At 45.8% G+C, this 20290-nt stretch carries 21 protein-coding genes; 7 read left to right on the top strand and 14 right to left on the bottom strand.

Going from position 1 to position 20290, the window contains the following annotated elements:
- Positions 1-506 precede the first annotated feature (506 nt).
- The 10 genes from EV146_RS16710 to EV146_RS16665 form a co-directional block, all read right to left on the bottom strand.
- Positions 507-1343, bottom strand: a complete 837-nt coding sequence (locus EV146_RS16710) for an aldo/keto reductase (protein WP_132008475.1) — start codon at positions 1341-1343, stop codon at positions 507-509.
- Between the two features lie 28 nt (positions 1344-1371).
- Positions 1372-2025 carry a ThuA domain-containing protein gene (locus EV146_RS16705; RefSeq protein WP_132008472.1) on the bottom strand — a complete coding sequence of 218 codons (654 nt, stop codon included), beginning with the start codon at positions 2023-2025 and terminating at the stop codon, positions 1372-1374.
- On the bottom strand, positions 2022-2942 hold the full coding sequence (locus tag EV146_RS16700; RefSeq protein ID WP_132008461.1) for an aldo/keto reductase: 921 nt from the start codon (positions 2940-2942) through the stop codon (positions 2022-2024). Before EV146_RS16700 ends, EV146_RS16705 begins: the two co-directional genes overlap by 4 nt.
- Positions 2943-2988: 46 nt before the next feature.
- Positions 2989-3444, bottom strand: a complete 456-nt coding sequence (locus EV146_RS16695) for a VOC family protein (protein ID WP_132008458.1) — start codon at positions 3442-3444, stop codon at positions 2989-2991.
- A gap of 339 nt (positions 3445-3783) precedes the next feature.
- Positions 3784-5178 carry an MATE family efflux transporter gene (locus EV146_RS16690; protein ID WP_241993937.1) on the bottom strand — a complete coding sequence of 465 codons (1395 nt, stop codon included), beginning with the start codon at positions 5176-5178 and terminating at the stop codon, positions 3784-3786.
- 314 nt (positions 5179-5492) lie between these two features.
- Complete coding sequence (locus EV146_RS16685; RefSeq protein ID WP_241993936.1) at positions 5493-5987, bottom strand: COG2426 family protein; 495 nt, start codon at positions 5985-5987, stop codon at positions 5493-5495.
- 126 nt (positions 5988-6113) lie between these two features.
- Complete coding sequence (gene tatA, locus EV146_RS16680; RefSeq protein ID WP_132008455.1) at positions 6114-6320, bottom strand: twin-arginine translocase TatA/TatE family subunit; 207 nt, start codon at positions 6318-6320, stop codon at positions 6114-6116.
- Between the two features lie 171 nt (positions 6321-6491).
- The gene (locus EV146_RS16675; RefSeq protein ID WP_132008452.1) at positions 6492-7073 is read right to left on the bottom strand and encodes an undecaprenyl-diphosphatase; all 582 of its coding nucleotides are present in this window, start codon (positions 7071-7073) and stop codon (positions 6492-6494) included.
- 43 nt (positions 7074-7116) lie between these two features.
- Complete coding sequence (locus EV146_RS16670; RefSeq protein ID WP_132008449.1) at positions 7117-8061, bottom strand: LCP family protein; 945 nt, start codon at positions 8059-8061, stop codon at positions 7117-7119.
- A 24-nt stretch (positions 8062-8085) separates the two neighbouring features.
- Positions 8086-8739: a helix-turn-helix domain-containing protein gene (locus EV146_RS16665; RefSeq protein ID WP_132008446.1), complete on the bottom strand. Its 654-nt coding sequence runs from the start codon at positions 8737-8739 to the stop codon at positions 8086-8088.
- Between the two features lie 373 nt (positions 8740-9112).
- Here EV146_RS16665 and EV146_RS16660 point away from each other — a divergent pair, with 373 nt between their 5' ends.
- From EV146_RS16660 to EV146_RS16650, 3 genes are read left to right on the top strand one after another with little or no spacing between them, the layout of a single operon-like run.
- Positions 9113-9928: a ZIP family metal transporter gene (locus EV146_RS16660; RefSeq protein ID WP_132008444.1), complete on the top strand. Its 816-nt coding sequence runs from the start codon at positions 9113-9115 to the stop codon at positions 9926-9928.
- 48 nt (positions 9929-9976) lie between these two features.
- The gene (locus EV146_RS16655) at positions 9977-11116 is read left to right on the top strand and encodes a YibE/F family protein (RefSeq protein WP_373566078.1); all 1140 of its coding nucleotides are present in this window, start codon (positions 9977-9979) and stop codon (positions 11114-11116) included.
- Positions 11113-11886: a YibE/F family protein gene (locus EV146_RS16650; protein ID WP_132008441.1), complete on the top strand. Its 774-nt coding sequence runs from the start codon at positions 11113-11115 to the stop codon at positions 11884-11886. The genes EV146_RS16655 and EV146_RS16650 overlap by 4 nt, the downstream gene beginning before the upstream one ends.
- 614 nt (positions 11887-12500) lie before the next feature.
- On the opposite strand, the gene EV146_RS27610 is transcribed toward EV146_RS16650, so the two are convergent.
- Positions 12501-12641 (bottom strand): hypothetical protein, encoded by a 141-nt coding sequence (locus EV146_RS27610; RefSeq protein WP_181215902.1) that lies wholly within the window; start codon positions 12639-12641, stop codon positions 12501-12503.
- A 218-nt stretch (positions 12642-12859) separates the two neighbouring features.
- Between EV146_RS27610 and EV146_RS16645 the strand changes: the two genes are divergently transcribed.
- The 4 genes from EV146_RS16645 to EV146_RS16630 all read left to right on the top strand — a co-directional run bounded on the left by EV146_RS16645 (position 12860) and on the right by EV146_RS16630 (position 17914).
- Positions 12860-13423 (top strand): sigma-70 family RNA polymerase sigma factor, encoded by a 564-nt coding sequence (locus EV146_RS16645; RefSeq protein ID WP_132008438.1) that lies wholly within the window; start codon positions 12860-12862, stop codon positions 13421-13423.
- The gene (locus EV146_RS16640) at positions 13420-14442 is read left to right on the top strand and encodes a DUF4179 domain-containing protein (RefSeq protein ID WP_132008435.1); all 1023 of its coding nucleotides are present in this window, start codon (positions 13420-13422) and stop codon (positions 14440-14442) included. Before EV146_RS16645 ends, EV146_RS16640 begins: the two co-directional genes overlap by 4 nt.
- 603 nt (positions 14443-15045) lie before the next feature.
- Positions 15046-16563, top strand: a complete 1518-nt coding sequence (locus EV146_RS16635; protein ID WP_132008432.1) for an alanine/glycine:cation symporter family protein — start codon at positions 15046-15048, stop codon at positions 16561-16563.
- Positions 16564-16954: 391 nt separating this feature from the next.
- Positions 16955-17914 (top strand): arabinan endo-1,5-alpha-L-arabinosidase AbnA, encoded by a 960-nt coding sequence (locus EV146_RS16630; protein WP_132008429.1) that lies wholly within the window; start codon positions 16955-16957, stop codon positions 17912-17914.
- Between the two features lie 270 nt (positions 17915-18184).
- On the opposite strand, the gene EV146_RS16625 is transcribed toward EV146_RS16630, so the two are convergent.
- From EV146_RS16625 to EV146_RS16615, 3 genes are all read right to left on the bottom strand, one after another.
- On the bottom strand, positions 18185-18409 hold the full coding sequence (locus tag EV146_RS16625; RefSeq protein ID WP_132008426.1) for a helix-turn-helix domain-containing protein: 225 nt from the start codon (positions 18407-18409) through the stop codon (positions 18185-18187).
- 9 nt (positions 18410-18418) lie between these two features.
- On the bottom strand, positions 18419-18901 hold the full coding sequence (locus EV146_RS16620) for a DUF2975 domain-containing protein (protein ID WP_132008423.1): 483 nt from the start codon (positions 18899-18901) through the stop codon (positions 18419-18421).
- A 261-nt stretch (positions 18902-19162) separates the two neighbouring features.
- On the bottom strand, positions 19163-20227 hold the full coding sequence (locus EV146_RS16615) for a YkvI family membrane protein (protein ID WP_132008420.1): 1065 nt from the start codon (positions 20225-20227) through the stop codon (positions 19163-19165).
- Positions 20228-20290 lie beyond the last annotated feature (63 nt).

The raw sequence follows: 20290 nt of genomic DNA, 5'->3' as shown, positions 1-20290 counted from the left end.
GCACGCCGCCAGCGTTCGTCCTGAGCCAGGATCAAACTCTCCAATAAAGAGTATGAGTTAAGCTCACTTGCGCAAGGATGCGCTGACGTCGATGTCGCCACAGGATGTGGCGTTCTTAGTCGACGATCCTTACTAGAAAAAACGTTGGCTAGTGATTTGAAATCACTAATATTTATTGTTTGTTGACGCTTGTTTGTTTAGTTTTCAAAGAACAATTCATTTATCAGTGCCGCATCAGAAGCGACATTTAACATCTTAACACGTTGTTCAGAGGAAGTCAACTAATAATTAATTATTTTTTTAATAAATGTTATTAATTGTTTTGTCCTTGAAGCAACTTTTATATAGTATAACAATCAGAGCTTTACGTCAACACCTTTTCAATTTTTTTTATTTCACTTATCTAATCAGCTCCTCATTATATTAAATCTTCACTTGAAGCCAAAACAACATCCGCCGTTTAAACGAAAAAAGAGAAGTGTTCAACACACTCCTCTTACCTTCCTCTATTCTAAATGGCTGCCCCGATAAAAGTCCTGGGGATCGGCACCAATTCGCTGGTTGGTGTTTAATCCATCAATCCTGGACAGATCCTCTGCATCCAGTTCGAAATCAAAGACGTCGAAGTTTTCGCTGATTCTCGTTGGATTGGCTGATTTCGGAATAACAATGATATTGTTCTGCAGATGCCAGCGGATGATGACCTGAGCCGGTGTCTTCCTGTGCTTAACGGCAATGGATTGCACCACGCTGTGATTTAACACCTCGCCACCCTGCATTAACGGACCCCAGGCTTCCACAAAAATATCGTTTTTCTCGCAGAATTCCCGAAGTTCAGGCTGCGAAAAGTACGGATGCAGTTCGACCTGATTCAGGACCGGCTTGACTTCGCACTCACTAAGCAGATGTTCTAAATGTGGAATATGGAAATTGCATACTCCGATTGCCCGGACACGACCCTCTTTGTACAGCTTCTCCATCGCACGGTACGTTTCCACATACTTGCCGACCTTTGGCATCGGCCAATGGACCAGATAAAGATCCAGATAATCCAGCCCCAGTTTTTCCATGCTTTCATCAAATGCTTTCAGGGTGGTGTCATACCCCTGGTCTGAATTCCATACCTTCGTGGTGATGAACAGCTCTTCCCTTGGCACCCCGGATTCTTTGATTCCCTGTCCGACGCCCCGTTCATTTTTATAGATGGCCGCTGTATCAATGGATCGATAGCCCACTTCAACCGCCTTTTTAACGGCATCAACGGCAACTTGTCCGTCCTCCACCTTGAATACCCCAAAGCCAAGCTGTGGCATTTTTACTCCATTATTCAATGTAACAATCATCTTAAATCCTCCTCTATGTATGAATCTTTTATTTATGAACAGCCTTGCTGCACCAGACGATGTTCTCGGCCAGCACATTCTGAACCGAATTATCCATCAGCCCTTCTTTTCGATGAGCCGGAGTGAAACAGGAGACTCTCCCATCACCATACGGGTGTCTCCAGCCTGCGATGGAATTTCCGTCCACCGACTCTGAAACTAGGAATACCTCTGTGCTGTCTTCCTCATAGGAAACAAAATAGTGCTCGTCCAAAATAGCAAAAGCATTTCCGCCGCTTTCCCCATGGACTGGTGTATAGGTGACTTGCTGGTGTTTTTCCGGATGATGTTCAAAAGCCCCCCTCAGCATTTCGTTAAACGAAGCCACGTTTTTATAGGAAGCGAGCCCCGAATGCCAGGCAAGCCACCCGCCTCCTCCTTTCACATAGTCCGTGATCAGCTCCGCCGTCTCATTGGTCATCCATGTTTCCTTTTCATTCCCGGCCGGGTCGAGCCGGTTCTCTTTGGATAAAATGACACATGCCGGAGATCCCTGCAGCGCCTCCGCCAGTTGTTCTGTTTCTGCGAACTTAAGCTCATACCTCCCTGCCAGCAAGGGGTGAGTAAAAACTTTTTCTAATGCCTCTTTTAGAATGTCTCCATCATGATAATAGTCGCCAACAACCGCAAGCACCTGTCTCATTCCAATCCCACCCAGTCACTTGGAGCGACTTCCTTCCAGCGCGCACGAATGATTTCGTATTGTTCCGGGGGAAGATTTCCTTCCTCCAGCAGCGTCGCGTTCTCGCTCCACCTTTCCGGATTGGCCGTCCCCACAATGGCTGTATGGACTCCAGGAACGGACAGGGCAAAACGCAAAGCCGTGCCGGCAATCTCGCTGCTGCTTCCATGGAGGAACCGATAATTTAATTGCTTCAGCCGTTCCCAATAGTCGTGGTAATAAGTCTGGTCCGGCATTGCATCAAACCTCCAGACCGCATTGGCAACCGGACGTTTTATGGTGACGCCCATTCCCCGCTCTCTGGCCTCAGGGATCGTCAGGTCAATCGCTTCCTGGTCCGCGATGTTGATCGATGTCATCAGTGAGTCAAACGCGCCGCATTTTACGGCATACTCCGCATCTTTATGGTCGCCGCTGTAGCCAATGTAACGGACTTTCCCTTTTTCCTTCGCTTTCTGCAGAGCCTCGATCACTTCTCCGCTTCTCAGCACTTCCTCCGAGCAGCTGTGCAAATGGACAACATCGAGATAATCGGTCCGCAGCCTCCTCAAGCTTCGGTCAATGCTCATTTCCAGCATGGCCGGGTCCCAATTGGGAAGGTCGAAGCCAGGGTTGTGTCCGCATTTGGTAAACAAATAGTACTCATAGCGCCTGTGCGAAACAGCCGCCCCGATTTTCTCCTCACTGTCCCGGTAACATTCCGCCGTATCGATGACATTCAGCCCGGCATCCAGTGCACTGCCAAGGAGCTTTTCGACTTCCTTCAGTTCAAGCCCGGCTGAATGAACGTCCGGTGTTCCCAGCCCGCCAATTTCGGCACCCCCGAACCCAAGGACACTGACCTCCAGATCTGTGCTTCCATATTTCCGTCTTTCCATCCTGCTTCACACCTCCGCTAATTTCCTGCCGCTTTTACGCTGGCAATCAATAATTCTCCAATAATTCAAGGACCAGTTTCAGGTCTTCATTGGCATCCATATAAGCATACTCGCCACCAGTGTATTTCCCTTTTTGCAGGAGAGGCATGCCATTTTTGGTCAAAAGCGTAACCTTTTCCTCCATTCCCTTGATCGTAAAGGCAATATGATGCACACCTTCTCCCTTTTGATCGAGGTCATGCCTCCAGGTGCTTGGATGTTCATCCGGCTGGATCAGCTCGATATCAAGAGAGGGCCCCACCGAAAAGAACGCCAGTCTCGCCCTCGCCTGGGAAGGCTCACCCTTATATTCGGTCTGCGCCTGATCATAAGCATCCGTCTCAACGAACCTCGGTTCCACTCCCAAAAATTCCGAGTACGCCTTCGCAGTTTTCTCAATGTCATGAACCAGGATCCCAATCTGGACGACCTGGTCTGTTCCGAGAATCTTATTGACTGCCATGTACATCTCTCCTTATTTTAAAAAAGATTGTTTATCCTGTAGACAAACTAAGTTGAATAAAAGAAATTACAGGTTATCCGCTAAACTGTATCCGTTTCCATAAATATTGACACTGATGATCAATAACCAGGCTGTCCTGACTATTTCGTTTCACTGAATATTTTGTACAATTGAATTTTAGCATACACACGAAAGGCCCTACAAGAAATTAGGACTGCCTCTGGCGCATAGCTTTTAAACAGATCTGCCCGTATCCAAAAGAAAACGATCCTTCGAAGTGAAGGATCGCAATTCCGGTCATGGGGTTCTTTTAGATAAGGCTGCCATCCGCTTGAGCGGTCAGCCAGGCACCTCGGCCTTTTCGTACGTTTTGAGCTTTCGCAGGCTGCCCCAGTCTGTTTTATAAAACCGGATCATCACACTTAAGCCAAAGCAGACTAAATAGGTATACAGCGCCAGCCAGGCTCCCATGCTCCCTAGCCCCATGGTAAAGATGAACAGATAGCTTAGCGGGATAAACAGCAGCCACCCCAGCAGCAGTGAAATTTTTAATAAAAATGTCGTATCCCCAATGCCCCTTAGCCCTCCGGCAAAGAAATTAAGAAAGCCGTCAAAGAGCTGGAGATAGGCCGATGTTTTAATCAGCAGAGCCGCAAGTTCATACACTTCTTTATCGTCGGTATACATCCTGGCAATTGGTTCAGCCAAAAATAGCTCCAGGGTTCCCACTAGCAACAGGAAAATCGAGCCGATGATGGCTGTATGTGTCCCGTAATTCTTCCCAAGCTTTGCATTTCCCTGCCCAATTTGGTGCCCCACCAAAATCGTGGCGGTGGTCCCAAACGCAAAGGCAGGCATAAAGCCGAAACTCATCACATTTAACGCTACTTCATTGGCAGCAAGAGCGGTGGTCCCCAATTGGGTAACAAAGATGGTGAAAACAAACATCGCCATCGCCATGGAAAACTCCTGCAATCCCAATTTTGAACTCTCAAAAAAGATCAGCTTCGTCTCTGAACGGTCATAACTCACCACTCTCCTTGTACGGAAACGAGGGTTCAACTTGATAAAATAAACATAAGCACAAATCAGCAAGGTGGCCAACTCAGCCAGCAGAAAGGCTACACCCGCCCCTTTTAGGCCATACTCCGAAAACCCAAAGTTTCCGTAGGTCAGTGAATAGGTCAGAAAAACCATGATTCCGCCGCCAACCAGGGAGGAAACCATCGGAGTTTTTGTATCGCCAATTCCCCTTAAAAAACCATGGAACACAAAGATCAGGATGGAAAATGCCATAGCAAAAAACCGAAGCTGGAGATAATCGTTTCCGGCCGTAATCATTTCCTGCGAACTTCCCATCCAGCGAAAGATGGAGGATGAGCCAAATAAGCCAAGCAGCAAGACGAGGAGAGCGGCAACGATACTCATATACAAGGCAATATAAGTTCGCTTCACTCCCTGCTCAATCTCATTGGCCCCGTAATTCTGGGCAACCAGGTAATTCACCGTATGGCCAATTCCGGAAAACAGGGCCCAGGCATTATACATGATAATGTTAGTGACCCCCACGACGGCAATTGGAACCGTTCCCAATTTACCGACCATGATTAAACTGATGGTTCCTGTCAAAGTAACCGAAGCAAAAGAAGCTAAAGATGGTATTGCGAGGAGGATAATCTTTTTCCATTTTTCCCACATAGTAATCGCTCTTTTCCTGACTGAGATGTCTGTCATATCATATTTTTTGTCTCTATTTATATCAATTGCTTCATTCAATAACACGCTGAACACAAGTCCATCTCTTGAAGCTCCGTATAAAAATTCGCCATTCCGGTTTGAAATCCTGCTGATTTTTTAAGGCTATTTTACTATGGCTCAGGACTCTCTTTAAAATAGGTTTTTTAAAATTATAAAAAGGAAAGTTTTATTCATGGTATCACGCAAACTCGCCAGCTCAAGGGACGTTGAATTCCCATCCTGAGCAAAAAAATACCCTCAGCCAAGTTGGCCAAGGATATTTTTTACCTCTATATTTAAAAACAATTAAGTTAAAACAATGGGTAGCTTAACAACCCGATCACAATGGAAGCAATCAGCACACCGATACTAATGGAAATAAACGCCCACCTGATCGGAATCCCGAAAATAATGGAGGCGAGACAGGCGCTGTATGCTCCCGTTGTCGGCAATGGCACCGCCGTGAACAGAATCAAACCAAGTGCCCCATACTTTTTCACCTGTGAGCTTTTACTCATAGTCCTTTCATAGAGCCAGTTATGAACGCGCTCATACGCACTGAACCTCATCATCCAGGTGCTGATTGGCTGGAACAAGAATAAAATTGGGAAGATGGGCAGCAAATTCCCCAGCACACTAAAAAACAGAGCAGACTGGAAGGATAATCCCAAAAAGGTCCCAGCCGGCAGGCCACCCCTTAATTCGATAATCGGCAAGGCGGACAGGATGACAACAATCACTTCGGGTGGTAAAAAATCAGCATGTTGAATCAAAAACTCTTGTACAGTCAATTTGAAGCCTTCCAAATTAAATCTCCTTTATGTGGTGGATGAAGGGAATACCGAGATCTCTGCGGCTTGTGAATCCTGTATTGGCCGATTCGACGGCGGCATTCATTTGTCTTCATTGGAACGATGTTTCCAGGTGAAGCATCATTCACCGTTGCCCTTGGTTTTACCCTCATCACTCTGATCTTGGTCCTTTTTAGAATCCTCAGCCAACCCTTCAGCTGCTCTTTTAAATTCCCTGATGGTACTCCCCAGCGCCCGGCCAAGCTCAGGCAGTTTGTTTGGTCCGAAAATAATCAGCGCTGTGATGGTAATCAATATAAATCCAGGAACTCCGATATTAGGAACCATCTCCTCATCCCCCGAATCTATTTTTAAAAAATCATGTTCTTTTTTTGTATTGTCCCCAGCAGAAGCACAGCGTTAGTCCATGTTTTCACGCCAGCATAAATCTGTACGCTGAACAGTTAGGCATTGATCAGGAGATAATCCCGATCAAACGCGTGTTTACGAGACCCTCTGCTAAAGAGACCTCTTTTCTTCTTTCTTTTGAAAAAACGGAATTCGATGGTAAAAATCGATAAGTGTCCCCGGAATCGGATCCAAGTACCTTCTATACTTATAAACTACAGCACTCGCTGCCAATGCAGCCACGATACTCCCGATGACATCCAATGGATAATGATGTCCGACATAGATGCGGGAAATCCCCGTAAGCGCAGCAAACAGAATCATGACAGCACCCAATTTCCGGTAAAATAAAAAGACCCCGAACGACAGCGCAAAGGCCCCGGTCGTATGGTCACTAGGAAAGGATGCATCCGCTGCATGCGGTAGCAATAAATGGACATCATCGTGTACCACGAACGGACGCTGCACATAGTAAAACTCGCCAATGGCTGCATTGATCATTAAGGCCAGAAGTCCTGTGCAGCCGGCCAAAAACACCGTATATTTCCGCTTCTCACTGCCAAATACCCACATCAAAACGAACAATGCGATATAGATGAAAAGCGCCTTCTGTGTAACAAAGGCCATAAACCAGTCCAGCATGGGGTAATTTCCCGCAAGCTGGTTGACTGATTGAAAAAGATGATCATTCATAACGTACCTCTCGATAACGAATTTGTTAAGTAACGGCCTTGCGCTAACTTCCTTCTGTTGATTCCAAAAACGATTTCAAAGCTTCCCTGTTTTTATCCAAATCAATCTTCAGTACAGCCCCGGCACTCACCGTAGCATTTTCATAGGAATCCTGAACGGGAATCCGGATGCTCTCCATCTCCTTTGATTTTCCTGTTATCAGCCCTTTGCCGATTGAAAGCAGGGTTGGAGTGTCAACATTTGTACCGATATAGGGATCCGCCATCCCGAGGATTTTGGGGAGGTTCAGCAGACTGTGAATGCTGGCGGCCTGTTCTTTGAGTTTCGATAGAGCTTCCTGCTGTCTCTCCACCCGTCCAAAATCACTTAGACGATCCTGGCGGAACCGGACATAGCCCAGCAATTCGCGTCCATGAAGCACTTGTTTCCCGGGCTGCAGGGTCATCCCGATCCCGTAGGACATTTCATAGGGAATATCGACCTCGATCCCATTGGGCGCAACAATATCGACTATTTTGGTAAAACCCTCAAAATCAGCAATGGCATAATAGTTTACATCCACATCAAAATTGTTTTTGATGGTTCTTCTCACTAGTTCAGGGCCTCCGTAGGCAAAGGCAGAATTTATTTTCTGCATGCCATGGCCCGGCACTTCTACATATGTATCCCTCATAATCGAAGCTAATTTCATTGTATTACTATGCTGATTATAGTGGGCAATCATCAGCGTATCCGAACGGGAGTGGTCCTCGCCTCTCGAATCACTCCCCACCAATAAGATATTGATCTCTCCATACTGGGGTTCAATGCCCAAGAAGTCATCAAAGATATCCTCATCCTCTTTGTACGGCCCCTCGTCTGCTTCCGACAACCCGCTTTTATATTGGTAAACACAATAGCCTCCAACTGTTCCAATCAATATAAAAAGAGTTAAAAACAGGGTGCCAAGCTGTCTTTTGCTCCTGGCTGTTCTGTTACCATTTTTCATGTCTATTCACCTGTCAGCGTTATTTTAGTCCCAGGATTTGGCCAGCAATAAACTAGCGGCAAGCTTTACTGTAATCGCATCATCCAAAAAGCCAATGGGGAAAATATAATCCGGGATGATGTCTACTGAAATGATAAAGTACAGCAGTGCACTCCCGATCACCGCCATCTCTGCAGGAGTCCCAGCCCTGGATCTGAACCTTTCAAACATTCCCTTCAGCTCCGAGATAAAGGGACCAACACTTCCAATCTTCCGTAATTTATCTTCAAATCTTCCAATAATCGTCTTCTTTCCTTCATCCGTTTGGGAATACTGTTTCAATTCCTCCATATGCTGCTCGACACGCTCCATCGTAAAGGTGTCTGGAGGCAGTTCATAGGATCCGAGAATCCCTTGAATATTATCAATGGATGAATGAATGTCTGCTGGCACCTGACCTTTTCTTGTATGGACTGGATATCCGGCAGCTTCGAATAAATCAGCAATAGGGATATTGAGACATTCGGAAATCCTCTTTAAGTGCTCCGGAGTTGCTTTCCTTTTTCCGCTCACAATTCTGGAAATGGTCGCTTTATCAATATTGGCAAGCTCGCCAAGTTTTCTCATGGATAATGAACGTTCTTTCAATAAACGTTTTAGCAGGAGCCCAAGTTCCCCTGCATGTGACTGTTCTGCCATTCCGCTCCCCCTTGTCACGATGTAGTAAACAGCCTTTTAAAAAAGGCGTTAAATTCCGGACTCCTTTGGAATATATCGAAGTGTTGACATTTTGTCAACACCTAAAGGAACGACAGGTAAATACTATTTGGGTGTTTAGAATATGGCAACTGGTTAAAATAACCTTGAAAACCCAGGCACACGAACGAGGTGGATTAAAACTGAACTCAATTTACTAATGGAATCACGAATCCGCTGTTACAGACCTGATTCGTCTTGTCATACACACTTTTTTAAAATATTTGCATAATTAAATCTCTGGATTTAAAATGTTTACCATGGTAAACATTTTAAGCTTCATCCATTTCTTCTAACTAAAAGGAGTCCTTCCATAATGCTGGATTTATTTCAAAATTTTAGTCCAATTACCCAGGCATTCCTGGCTACTTTATTTACATGGGGAATGACTGCTTTGGGGGCTGCACTAGTTTTTGCCACCAAAACCTTGAACCAGCGGCTCCTGGACAGCATGCTGGGATTTGCCGGCGGCGTGATGATTGCCGCCAGCTACTGGTCTCTGCTGGCTCCTGCCATTGAAATGTCGGAGGGCCACGCCATCGGAGACTGGTTTCCGGCTGCGTCCGGGTTTTTGCTGGGCGGTATTTTTCTGTGGGGAATCGATAAAATTCTGCCCCACCTTCACCCGAACACCCCGTTGGGACAGGCAGAAGGCTATCAGCCAAAAGAACGGAAAAGAAGTACCCTTCTCGTCCTGGCCATCACCCTGCATAATATCCCTGAAGGCCTGGCAGTCGGCATTGCCTTTGGCGCCCTCGCAAATGGAGGAACAGAGGCTTCACTGGCTGGCGCGCTGACTCTGGCACTCGGAATCGGGATCCAGAACTTCCCTGAAGGCGTGGCGGTTTCCATGCCGCTCAGAGGAGAAGGAATGTCGCGGAGAAAAAGCTTCTTCTACGGACAGTTTTCAGGGATGGTAGAGCCAATTGCCGCAGTCATCGGCGCGTTTGCGGTCGCCTTTATCGAACCATTATTGCCATACGCCTTAAGCTTTGCGGCCGGAGCCATGATCTTTGTGGTCGCGGAGGAAGTCATCCCCGGCTCACAGGAAAAAGGCAATAAGGATCTGGCCTCCATGAGCCTGATGTTCGGATTTGTCTTGATGATGATTTTGGATGTGGCACTGGGGTGAGGGAATTGTGCGAATACGTGCGAACGATGAAATTTGGGGGATATTTTATTGAGAGATCTTGCATCTAAAATCAAAAACATGCCTCGCAGTGTGCTGGTCTTGTCCATCTTTTCCGTCCTGTGCTTTGCTGCTTCTGTTGTATTCGTCCATCATAATGAATCATTTTATGAAGACCCAATTGCTAAAATGGTCAAAACCACCCAGGTGGATCAGACTGAACGGACGGATATGCACGGAAACAAAGACCAGGTGTTCACTCAGCAGATTCTGGCAGAATTGCAAAATGGCGAATACAAAGGGCAGCAGATCCGCTTGACAAATGAACATTCTGCATCCGGCGCCTATGACCAGGAATACTCCCCCGGAAACAAGGTGTTCGTTTCCATTGATGAAGATGCTGCAGGAACGAAAGAACTGACTGGAACCATCAAGAATGCAAAACGAGATGAATCCATGGTTCTTATTGCGTGGGTTTTCATATTTATTTTACTGGCAGTCGGAGGAAAGCAGGGACTGTTTTCTGTTATCAGTCTGGCCGTGAATGCCATTCTATTATCCTATGCACTGGATGTTTATCTGGTTACCTCGGGCACAAGCCTGATTTGGATCTGCGGGATCTCGGCCGTTTTATTCACGATGATTTCGCTCCTGCTCGTGAATGGCTTCAACGAGAAAACGTATGCTGCAATCATTGCGACCATCCTGGGGACGCTCAGCTCCCTGGCTGTCACCTATCTCGTGATGTGGGCTACTGCAGAAAAGGGCCTCCGGTACGAAGAAATGCAATTTCTGACCCGCCCGCCCCAAATCGTCTTCATGGCCGGGGTGCTGATCGGATCATTGGGCGCTGTCATGGATGTCGCGATTACAATGTCGTCTTCGATCTTCGGCTTGTACGAAAAGAATCACACCATTCCCATAAAAGCACTGAAAACCTCGGGAATGGATATCGGCAAAGACATTATGGGAACCATGACCAATATCTTGTTTTTTGCCTATATCAGCGGTTCCATTCCCATGCTGATCTTATATTTAAAGAATTCCACGCCACTGGGGTACACTCTTTCCATGAATCTTTCATTGGAATTGGCGAGGGCACTTGCAGGAGGAATTGGAATCGTGCTGACCATTCCCATCGGTCTCTACATATCTATCTTTTTTGTAAATCGAAAGAGGGCAAGAACATGAATGTATTACTGTGTCTGGCTGTGATTTTATTCATCCTGATGATTCTGATAGGCGGAAAAAAGGGGGCACGCTCTTTTTTTGCTCTGTTCCTGAATTTTGGGGTGCTCCTTTTAGCGGCAGTCATCATGACCGATCCAAAGGCCAATCCAGTCATTCTCACCATGTTGGCCTGTACCGTGATTAGCGGTATTAACTTGTTTTACATCAACGAAGTAAATAATAAAACAAAGCCGGCTTTTCTCTCTGCGATGATTACCATCGGCGTCCTGCTCCTTTTTATCGTCATGGTAACGGAAACGGCCATGATTCAGGGGTTTGGCGAAGAAGAGACCGAGGAGCTTAGTATTTTTTCTCTTTATATCGGCGTCGATTTTGTTAAAATCGGGGCTTCAGTAATCATTATGAGTACCATCGGCGCCATTACCGATGTGGCCATCTCCATCACCTCCCCGATGCGAGAGCTGTACCATCATCAGCCCTCCATCAGCAGGAAAGAATTATTCCGGTTCGGAATCTCCATTGGGAGAGATATTTTGGGCACCAATACAAACACCATGTTTTTCGCCTTCTTTGGAGGTTACATTGCCTTGCTGATCTGGTTCAAGGATTTATCCTATTCCTTTGGAGAAGTGGTGAACTCCAAGCTGTTCAGTGCCGAAATGATCACCATCCTCTGTGCCGGGATCGGCATTGCCCTGGTCATTCCCATCACCTCCTGGATTGCCGCCTATACCTTTGTAAAAACAAGAGAAAAAAGGGGAACCTCCTAAACGGGGTCAGGCACGCTTCAGTAAACTAAAGCGTGCCTGACCCCGTTATGCATCGATTCATCTCCTTTATTGAAAAACTTGTGTCCAGCGTGTGAAAACATCTAAAAGCCCAGCTTCTTTTTTTAAAATTGTCCCTGAACCTGGATGTTACTGCTAAATTCGAATAGATTTACTTAAAATTGAACCGCTTCGCCATGTGAGAGTACCCGCTTTGCCATTTATGCACCGATTCTCACAAGTTATGAATCAATTATTGAGACTTATGCATCGATTATCTTCAGTTATGCATCGATTCTTCCCTTTTATTGAAAAACCTGTGTCCGGCGTGTGAAAACATCTAAAAGCCCAGCTTCTACTTTTAAAATGTGTCCCTGAACCTGGATCCTCTGCTAAATTTTCGAATAGATTTACTTAAAATTGAACCGCTTCGCTATGCGAAAGTGCCCGCTTTGCCATTTATGCATCGATTCTCACAAGTTATGAATCAATTATTGAGACTTATACATCGATTAATTTGGTTTATGCATCGATTCTTCTCTTTTATTGAAAAACCTGTGTCCAGCGTGTGAAAACAACAGGAAACTCGCCCTATATTCCCTGGCCTCGTGCCGCTCTTACATCTGATCCTTATTTTTAATTTCCTCTAATAATGAAATCATCTTTTCATTTTGTTCAATGATCGTTTGATTTTGTTTTCTCAGCTTTGTGAAGTCGAACAAATACACTAATAAAATGGCTACCACCAAGAAACCCATAGGTCCACTCCTCCCCTAGACTTTACACAAAATTATAACATTTTTACCGGCCTGTCCTTTTTTAATAGAGTTGCGTTCAATACTTCCTCCTTTTGTGGTGAGGACGTCTCTTGGAACAAACTTATTTATAAAAAATTTCGTAAATAATGAGAGTTTTTGATTTTGGGATTCGATATAGTTAGTGAAAAGCTTTTCGTAAAAAATGAAGGAGAATCCAAATGAAGTGTACAGCTGCCAATTTTATTAAACGGTTGAAAAAACAAAAAGAAGATGCACTTGATTATGTCATCGAACATTACTCCTCGCTCGTTCACGGGATTTGTTACAAAATACTTTCTAACATCAGCACGGAGGCAATCGAGGAATGTGTGAATGATGTATTTTTAACAGCGTGGCAAAATGCGAAACAGTTTAAGGGAGAGCCCGAGGATTTTAAAAAGTGGATTGCCATGATGGCGAAGTATAAAGCCATTGACCGGTATCGCCAGCTTGAGAAACAGCGAGCACGCGAACAAAGCGACGAATTCCTGCTTGAACATCCTGACCGGGAGGATGTCCAGATGCACTTATTAAAAAAAGAAGAGAAGAATGCCCTTTTGCTGGCCCTGGCTACGCTGCCGGAACTGGACCGTGATATTTTCATGATGAAATATTCGCTTCACTTAACAGCTGCGGAAATCGCCCAGTCACTTAATCTTTCGCTCTCGGCGGTGGAAAACCGGTTATACCGGGGAAAGAAAAAGCTGGCCCAAAACAAACACCTGAAGGAGCGATTTTTATGAACCAAAACTTTAATGACTGGCTTCATTTAGACATTGATCAAATCGAACCCAAACCACTGTCAGCAGAGCAAAAAGCGAAGCTAAAAGAGCATGTTTTAACCCAAAAGAAAGCTAAAAAGAGATACAGCGTACGCTTTCTTGCTGCCGCCGCTCTGCTCGGCGCAAGTATTGCCACCGCCAGTTTCATGACCATGCCTGCCATTGCCAACCAGATTCCTTTTATCCAAAGGATTTTAACCTACTTTGAGAAGGACACCCTGCCAAATACGTACGAAGATTTAGCCACCGTTGTGAACCAGGTTCAATCCAGCAATGGACTAGACATAATGATTGAAAATGCGGTTTACGATGGCACAAATATCCTCCTGACGTACGCCATTCAAACAGAATACGACCTGGGGGACAATCCAAGACCAGAAGGCTTCCTGCAAGTGGAACCGACAAGTGGCAGCGGCGGTACAGGCTCTCTTGAAAAAATCAATGATACTACGTATGTCGGTGTGGAAAAGGTAACCCCTCATTTTAACGGGGAAAGCCCCGAAGAAATTCAGGTCCGGTGGCAGCCGCTGTTATTCAAAAATAACCAAACCAATGAACAATTTAAAGGAAATTGGGAATTTGAATTTACCCTCTCCCAATTGCCAACGAATGCTCGGCTCCTAAATCAAACAGTGAAACAGGACGGAATCACATTAGTCACCAAGTCCCTGCAACAATCCGAGATGACTGCTGTGCTGCAGTACGAATTCTTTGTAGAAGAATCCATTTTACAGGATTGGCCATTCGTCTCGATTGAAATGACTCAGGCAACAGATAACCTGGGGAATGTCTATCTGCTGAATGGAAATGGCGGGATCAGCAAGGACAACGGAGCTTCGAATCAATGGCGAACAACGATCTACTCCTTGAACCCAGATGCTTCGTCGATTACGTTAACTCCCGAGGTTTACTACTCAAAAGGATCAGGAGAAGTACTTGAAGTTAAAAAAATGAAGTCCATTACCATTGATTTAAAATAGAACTGTGCGGAAGGAAGAACCTGATTTCAGGGTATCTTCCTTTGTTTGTCTCGAGTCGAACATTTTATAGACCTAGCTTCTTTTTTTAAAATAGGTATCTAAATCATGGTATTTAAAACGAAAACAATCTTCGTACCGCGCGAACGGAGCCGACTTGAACGATTAAACTTATTGATAAACCCGTGTCCAGCCTGTGAAACTAGGTCAAAACCTAGCTTCTTTTTTTAAAAATACTGCTCTGAACCTCGGCGCAGAGTCCAAAATAGCAGGGATTCCCTACTTAAAGTGCTTATTTTCCCCCTGGAAAAAGCTTATCCTCCGTTTATGCATCGATTCTTCCAGGTTATGAATCAATTATTTTGATTTATGCATACATCGATTCCTCACTCTTATTGAAAAACCTGTGTCCTGCCTGTGACCCAGCAGTTACCTGCCTCCCTCCACCATATCCGCCTCTCAAAACACCCTCCTCCCGCCGGCCTTATTTTAAAAATTGGTGTTTTAAGTCGTTTCATTCAGGGAACTTATGAGTATTTAATTCATGTTTTCGTTTTTTATTTGCAGGACTCCAACAATTTAATAGTCAAAGGGGCTGGGCTGGTTATGAATTTTACGGAAATAACAGGGATGATTGCCGGGTGGATCTGGAGCAATGGGTTGATTTATCTCTGTCTGGGAGCCGGGATTTATTTTACCTTTCTTTTCAGAGTCCCGCAGATTCGTCTCTTCAAGGACATGGTGAAGCTATTATTAGGCGGAAAAGGCTCGGCGAACGGCGTCTCCTCCTTTCAGAGTTTTGCGATGGCCCTGGGTGGCCGGGTAGGGATTGGCAATATCGCCGGGGTGGCGACGGCCATTTACTTCGGTGGACCGGGGGCCGTTTTTTGGATGTGGCTCATTGCTTTTCTTGGGGCCGGATCGGCGTATATTGAATCGGCACTTGCGCAAGTCTGGAAGGAAGACGTGGGTGGCGAGTACCGCGGCGGCCCGGCCTATTATATGGAAAAAGGCCTGCGAAGCAAACCTCTGGCGATTTTATTTGCCATCGTAACCGTCATCGCAACAGGGTTCACTGGCCCTGGGGTCCAGGCGTTTAACATCGCGGATTCCGCTAAAACGGCGTTCGGGATTTCCCCTGTGATTACGGGCCTGTTTGTCGCAGCCTTTTTTGGATTTGTCATTTTCGGCGGTGTAAAGAGAATCGGCAGGATGGCCGAACTCCTGGTACCATTTATGGCGGTCGGCTACATTCTGATTGCCTTAATTATCTTCTTTGTCAATTTCAGCCAGGTGCCGGCCATGTTCGGATTAATCTTCAGTTCCGCCTTCAATCTGAATGCCGCCTATGGCGCCGTTTTCGGCAATGCGATTTTATGGGGTGTCAGGCGCGGACTTTATTCAAACGAAGCGGGTCAAGGGACCGGAGCCCAGGCAGCGGGGACGGCCGAGGTTTCCCACCCTGCAAAACAAGGCCTCGTCCAAGCCTTCTCAGTCTATGTAGATACTTTATTCGTCTGTACCGCCACGGCGATTATGATCCTTTCAACAGGAGCCTATAATATTGTCCGGCCAAATGGAGAATACCTGGTCGAGAATCTTCCGGGAGTCGAAGGCGGGACCGTGTTTGCCCAGGAAGCGATCAACACGCTGATCCCAGGCTTCGGAAGTGCCTTTATTGCCATCTCGCTGTTCTTCTTCGCTTTCACAACCCTGCTCGCTTTTGGTCTCTATGCGGAAACCAATGTGGCCTATATTTTTAGAAAAAGCAAGAAGCGTCCAGCGATTTCAACCATCGTAAAAATTGTACTGATCCTTTCCATCTTTTTCGGATCCATCCGCAGCTCCACCGCCGCCTGGAACCTTGCCGACATTGGCGTCGGGATCATGGCCTGGCTGAACGTCATCGTCATCATCCTGTTAACCAAGGCCGGCCTGGCAACTTTAAGAGACTACGAGGAACAAAAGAAAATGGGGCTCGACCCTGTTTTTATCCCCGAAAGGTGCGGGTTCAAAGACGCCGAAATCTGGAATGACATCGCAGAGAAAAACTATCCCGAACAACTGGCAGCTCTCCAGCAAAAAACAGGAACCAGCCATGGAAAGCACCAGCGTAAAGCCTGATACAAGGGCTGTTCTTATGAATATTAAATGCACGCCTTAATTTTGGCTTGCTGGCTTGAATGGTTTTGCAAGCGGTAAAAAACGCTCCCCAATACACACCACTCTCAAAGCCCTTTTAGATTCAATTCTAAAGGGGCTTTTCTTTAGGACTATTTTTATAAAAATAATCGAATATTGTCGGAATTTTAGTTTACAAATAATTCCGAATTATTTACAATGTAAAAAGACTAATGATTAATATTTTTATTAACGATACATCACATCCTCACCTGTGACCATTCAGCCTGCCTATAAAAATAAGGTTCCCACTCTTCCCGTAAATCCCTTTTAAGGAGGTGATCTTTTACAATCGTTCGGCAATAAAGCAGCTCATATTGGGGAGGAGAAACAGATGAAGCACGTAAAAAAATGGTCACTTTTACTCGTTATTGTTCTTTTAGTCAGCAGTGGTTCACCGGCTAGTGCAGCTTTCTGGAATGTTACAGGAGAAAGAATGATTCATGATCCTTCGATGATCAAGGAAGGCTCTGCCTGGTATGTGTTTGGGACAGGTGAAGCGAACAAAAATGGAATCAGGGTCCTGAGATCCGACAATGGGACGAACTGGTATGCGACTCCAGTCATTTTCCCAACCCCGCTGGCGTGGTGGAAAAACTATGTGCCTAACCATGAATCCAATCAGTGGGCACCGGATATTTCGTATTACAACGGCCGGTACTGGATGTATTACTCCGTATCTTCTTTTGGCACCAACACCTCTTTGATCGGGCTTCTGTCCACACACAGCATCTCTTCCGGACAATGGCGGGATGACGGGCTGGTGATTCGCTCGACAGGCTCGAATAATTACAATGCCATCGATGGGGACCTTGTCATTGATGCGAACGGAGAGCCATGGCTGTCTTTCGGTTCATTCTGGAGCGGCATTAAACTGACCAAGCTGGACAGGAACACGATGAAGCCAACCGGCTCGATTTATTCCATCGCTTCCCGGCCGAGTACTCCAAACAACCCTATTGAAGCGCCTAACATCACCTATCGAAACGGTTATTATTACTTGTTTGTCTCGTTTGACAGATGCTGCCAGGGAGTCAACAGCACCTATAAAATCGCCTATGGCCGGTCCAAGTCGATTACCGGTCCTTACCTGGACAAAAACGGCGTCGACATGATGAAAGGCGGCGGCACCATCCTCGATGCAGGAAACAGCCAGTGGAAAGGCCCGGGGCATCAGGACGTGTACAACAATAACATCATCATCCGCCATGCCTACGACGCCCTCAACAACGGAATGCCAACCATGCTGATCAATGACCTGTATTGGGATTCACAAGGGTGGCCAACTTATTAGCTAAAAAATGAATCCGCTTACACATGTAATATAAAGAAAACCAAGGATGCCGGTTGATTTCAGCATTCTTGGTTTTTGATTTATGAGTTTCCATAATGATTTTTTATAAGAAGAGACGAGAACGATGAAAATCAAAGGGTCAAGCCCAGATTTATGGAAAAGGAGAGTTCCTGCAGTCCGCTCATATAAAAACTTCTAAAACCGGGATAGAAGACACCGTTTTGTCCAAGAATCACCCTTCCATGTCCTTCCAATGGCACAACTCTCCCATTACGATCCTTGACTGTCTTCGTCACTCCGGTATTCGAGGATATCTCCAGGCTGACAATCCAGAGCCTTGCAAATTCCCTCCAGCGTCGAAAACCGAACAGCTTTTGCCTTCCCATTTTTCAATATGGACAGATTTGCCATCGTAATCCCGACCCGCTCCGACAGCTCTGTCACGCTCATTTTCCGTTTCGCCAGCATCACATCGATATTGATTATAATCGCCATAGTTTCACCTCAGACCGTTAAATCATTTTCTGATTTTATATTGATCGCTTCCTGCAAAAGCCTTTGGAGAACGGCAGCAAAGACCGCTATGACCAATGAAGCTAAAATAAGGACCATTCCGATCAGGATGAAGCCCGGGGCGTCGTCCCTCTCCGCAATCAGATAGAAAAGCGGCATGCCAATTACATATAAACCGCTGATTGTGATGGCGCAGTATTTTATCTTCTTTAAAGCTCCAACCGATAATTCCGAAAAAGCTTTATTCTTGTCAATATAGCTTAACAGTTTAAAAGCCTGATACAGGGCAAAGTAAAAAGGGATGGCCGTACCATACAGATCGATAAAGACAAGGTATTTCAAATAAGCATGGTCCGGATACAATTCAGCTGCAAAGTTCCCAACCTGAGGCACCAGAAAGATGCACAGCGCAAGAACCGGGATTCCAATAAGAATAACCGCTATCTTTAAAAACAGTGTTGAACCTCGTTCCACAAAAAGCACCTCACTTCATTATTGTTCAAATTGATTGTAATACACTATTTATCGTTTTTCAATAATATATTATCGATTATTATTATATTTCATTGGTATATATTTGATAACCATGTACCAAGCACTCCTCATGATAAAGAAATGTCCGGTGAACACTGAAACAATTCAATTATGATGGGTCCTGCTTTCTCTGTCCACTCACCCTGGAATGGCCCGCCCTCTCATGCGGCTCTTCCTAAAGCATAAAAAATAGCCCGTTCTTTAACGGGCCATCTTCTTGTCCTGCTTTCTAATAATAAACGGTGACACAATCAGCACGGCGATTAAAACCAGTCCCAGGTAGCCAATTAATGGATAGAAGTAGCTGACGAGGCTGGTAAATCCGATGTAGCTGGCCAAATAGCCGAGAGTCATCGTGGAGATAAAAAAGGTTTTGAATCTCTTGGTTCCCGACTCGGCAAACCGGGCTGTAAACGAGAAAAACATTCCAATGGCGGTATTATAGATCATGCCAAAAATGACGATGGACATCAGCACGCCCAGCGCAGGGGAAAATTGATTGACGATTCCCAGCATCGGCATGTCCAGAGTGCCAACTTCCCCAAAGTTTGTAAAGATGGCCAGGTGGCTTAATAGGATCATGATGCCCAGCACCAGTCCGCCGGCAAGCCCTCCTGCCGCTGCCGTCCTCGGGTTCTTTTCAACCCCTCCCATGACAATCGACATCGAGGCCCCGACCGCCACATTAAAGGAAACATAGTTAATGCTGGAAACAAACCAGTTCGGCAGTGCCTTCGAAGCAGATTGTGCCGCCCGGTCAAGCTCCGCAAACGTTCCATCCATCGAAACCAGGCTGTAAATCGAGATCACAACGACAAATAAAATGAGGAACGGCGTGATACTGCCGATAATCGATACCACTCGATTGACCTTCAACAACCCCGTCATGATGACGAGCAGCGTCATAATCGTCGTTCCGGCAAAGAACGGCAGCCCGAACTGTTGATTCAGGTTGGAGCCGGCACCCGCAAGCATGACAACGCCTACCCCAAAGAGAGTAAAAATCAGGATATAGTCGATGACCGTACCGAGGTACCGGCCGCTGATCCGGTAGATGACCTCCTTATGCGAGGTGGTTTTTGTATAGCTTCCAAGCCAGACAAGGAGCATGCCAATATACGTAAACAGAACCGTCGACAGCACCGCCCCCAAAGTGCCCAGCAGTCCAAAACTAGTAAAGTATTGCAGGATCTCCTGTCCAGAGGCAAACCCAGCCCCAACGATGACCCCTATAAAGGCACTTCCAATTTTTAAAATATCCTTCACGTCAATCTCTCCTGTAAATTTCATGGCTGAAATGATTTTATGTAAACACGTCCAGGTTAAAAA

Origin of the sequence: Mesobacillus foraminis (genome assembly GCF_004340465.1) — a bacterium.
Lineage (GTDB): Bacteria > Bacillota > Bacilli > Bacillales > Cytobacillaceae > Mesobacillus_B > Mesobacillus_B foraminis.
The sequence above is the reverse complement of the archived record's forward strand: the minus strand, read 5'-3'. Positions and strand labels throughout refer to the sequence as shown.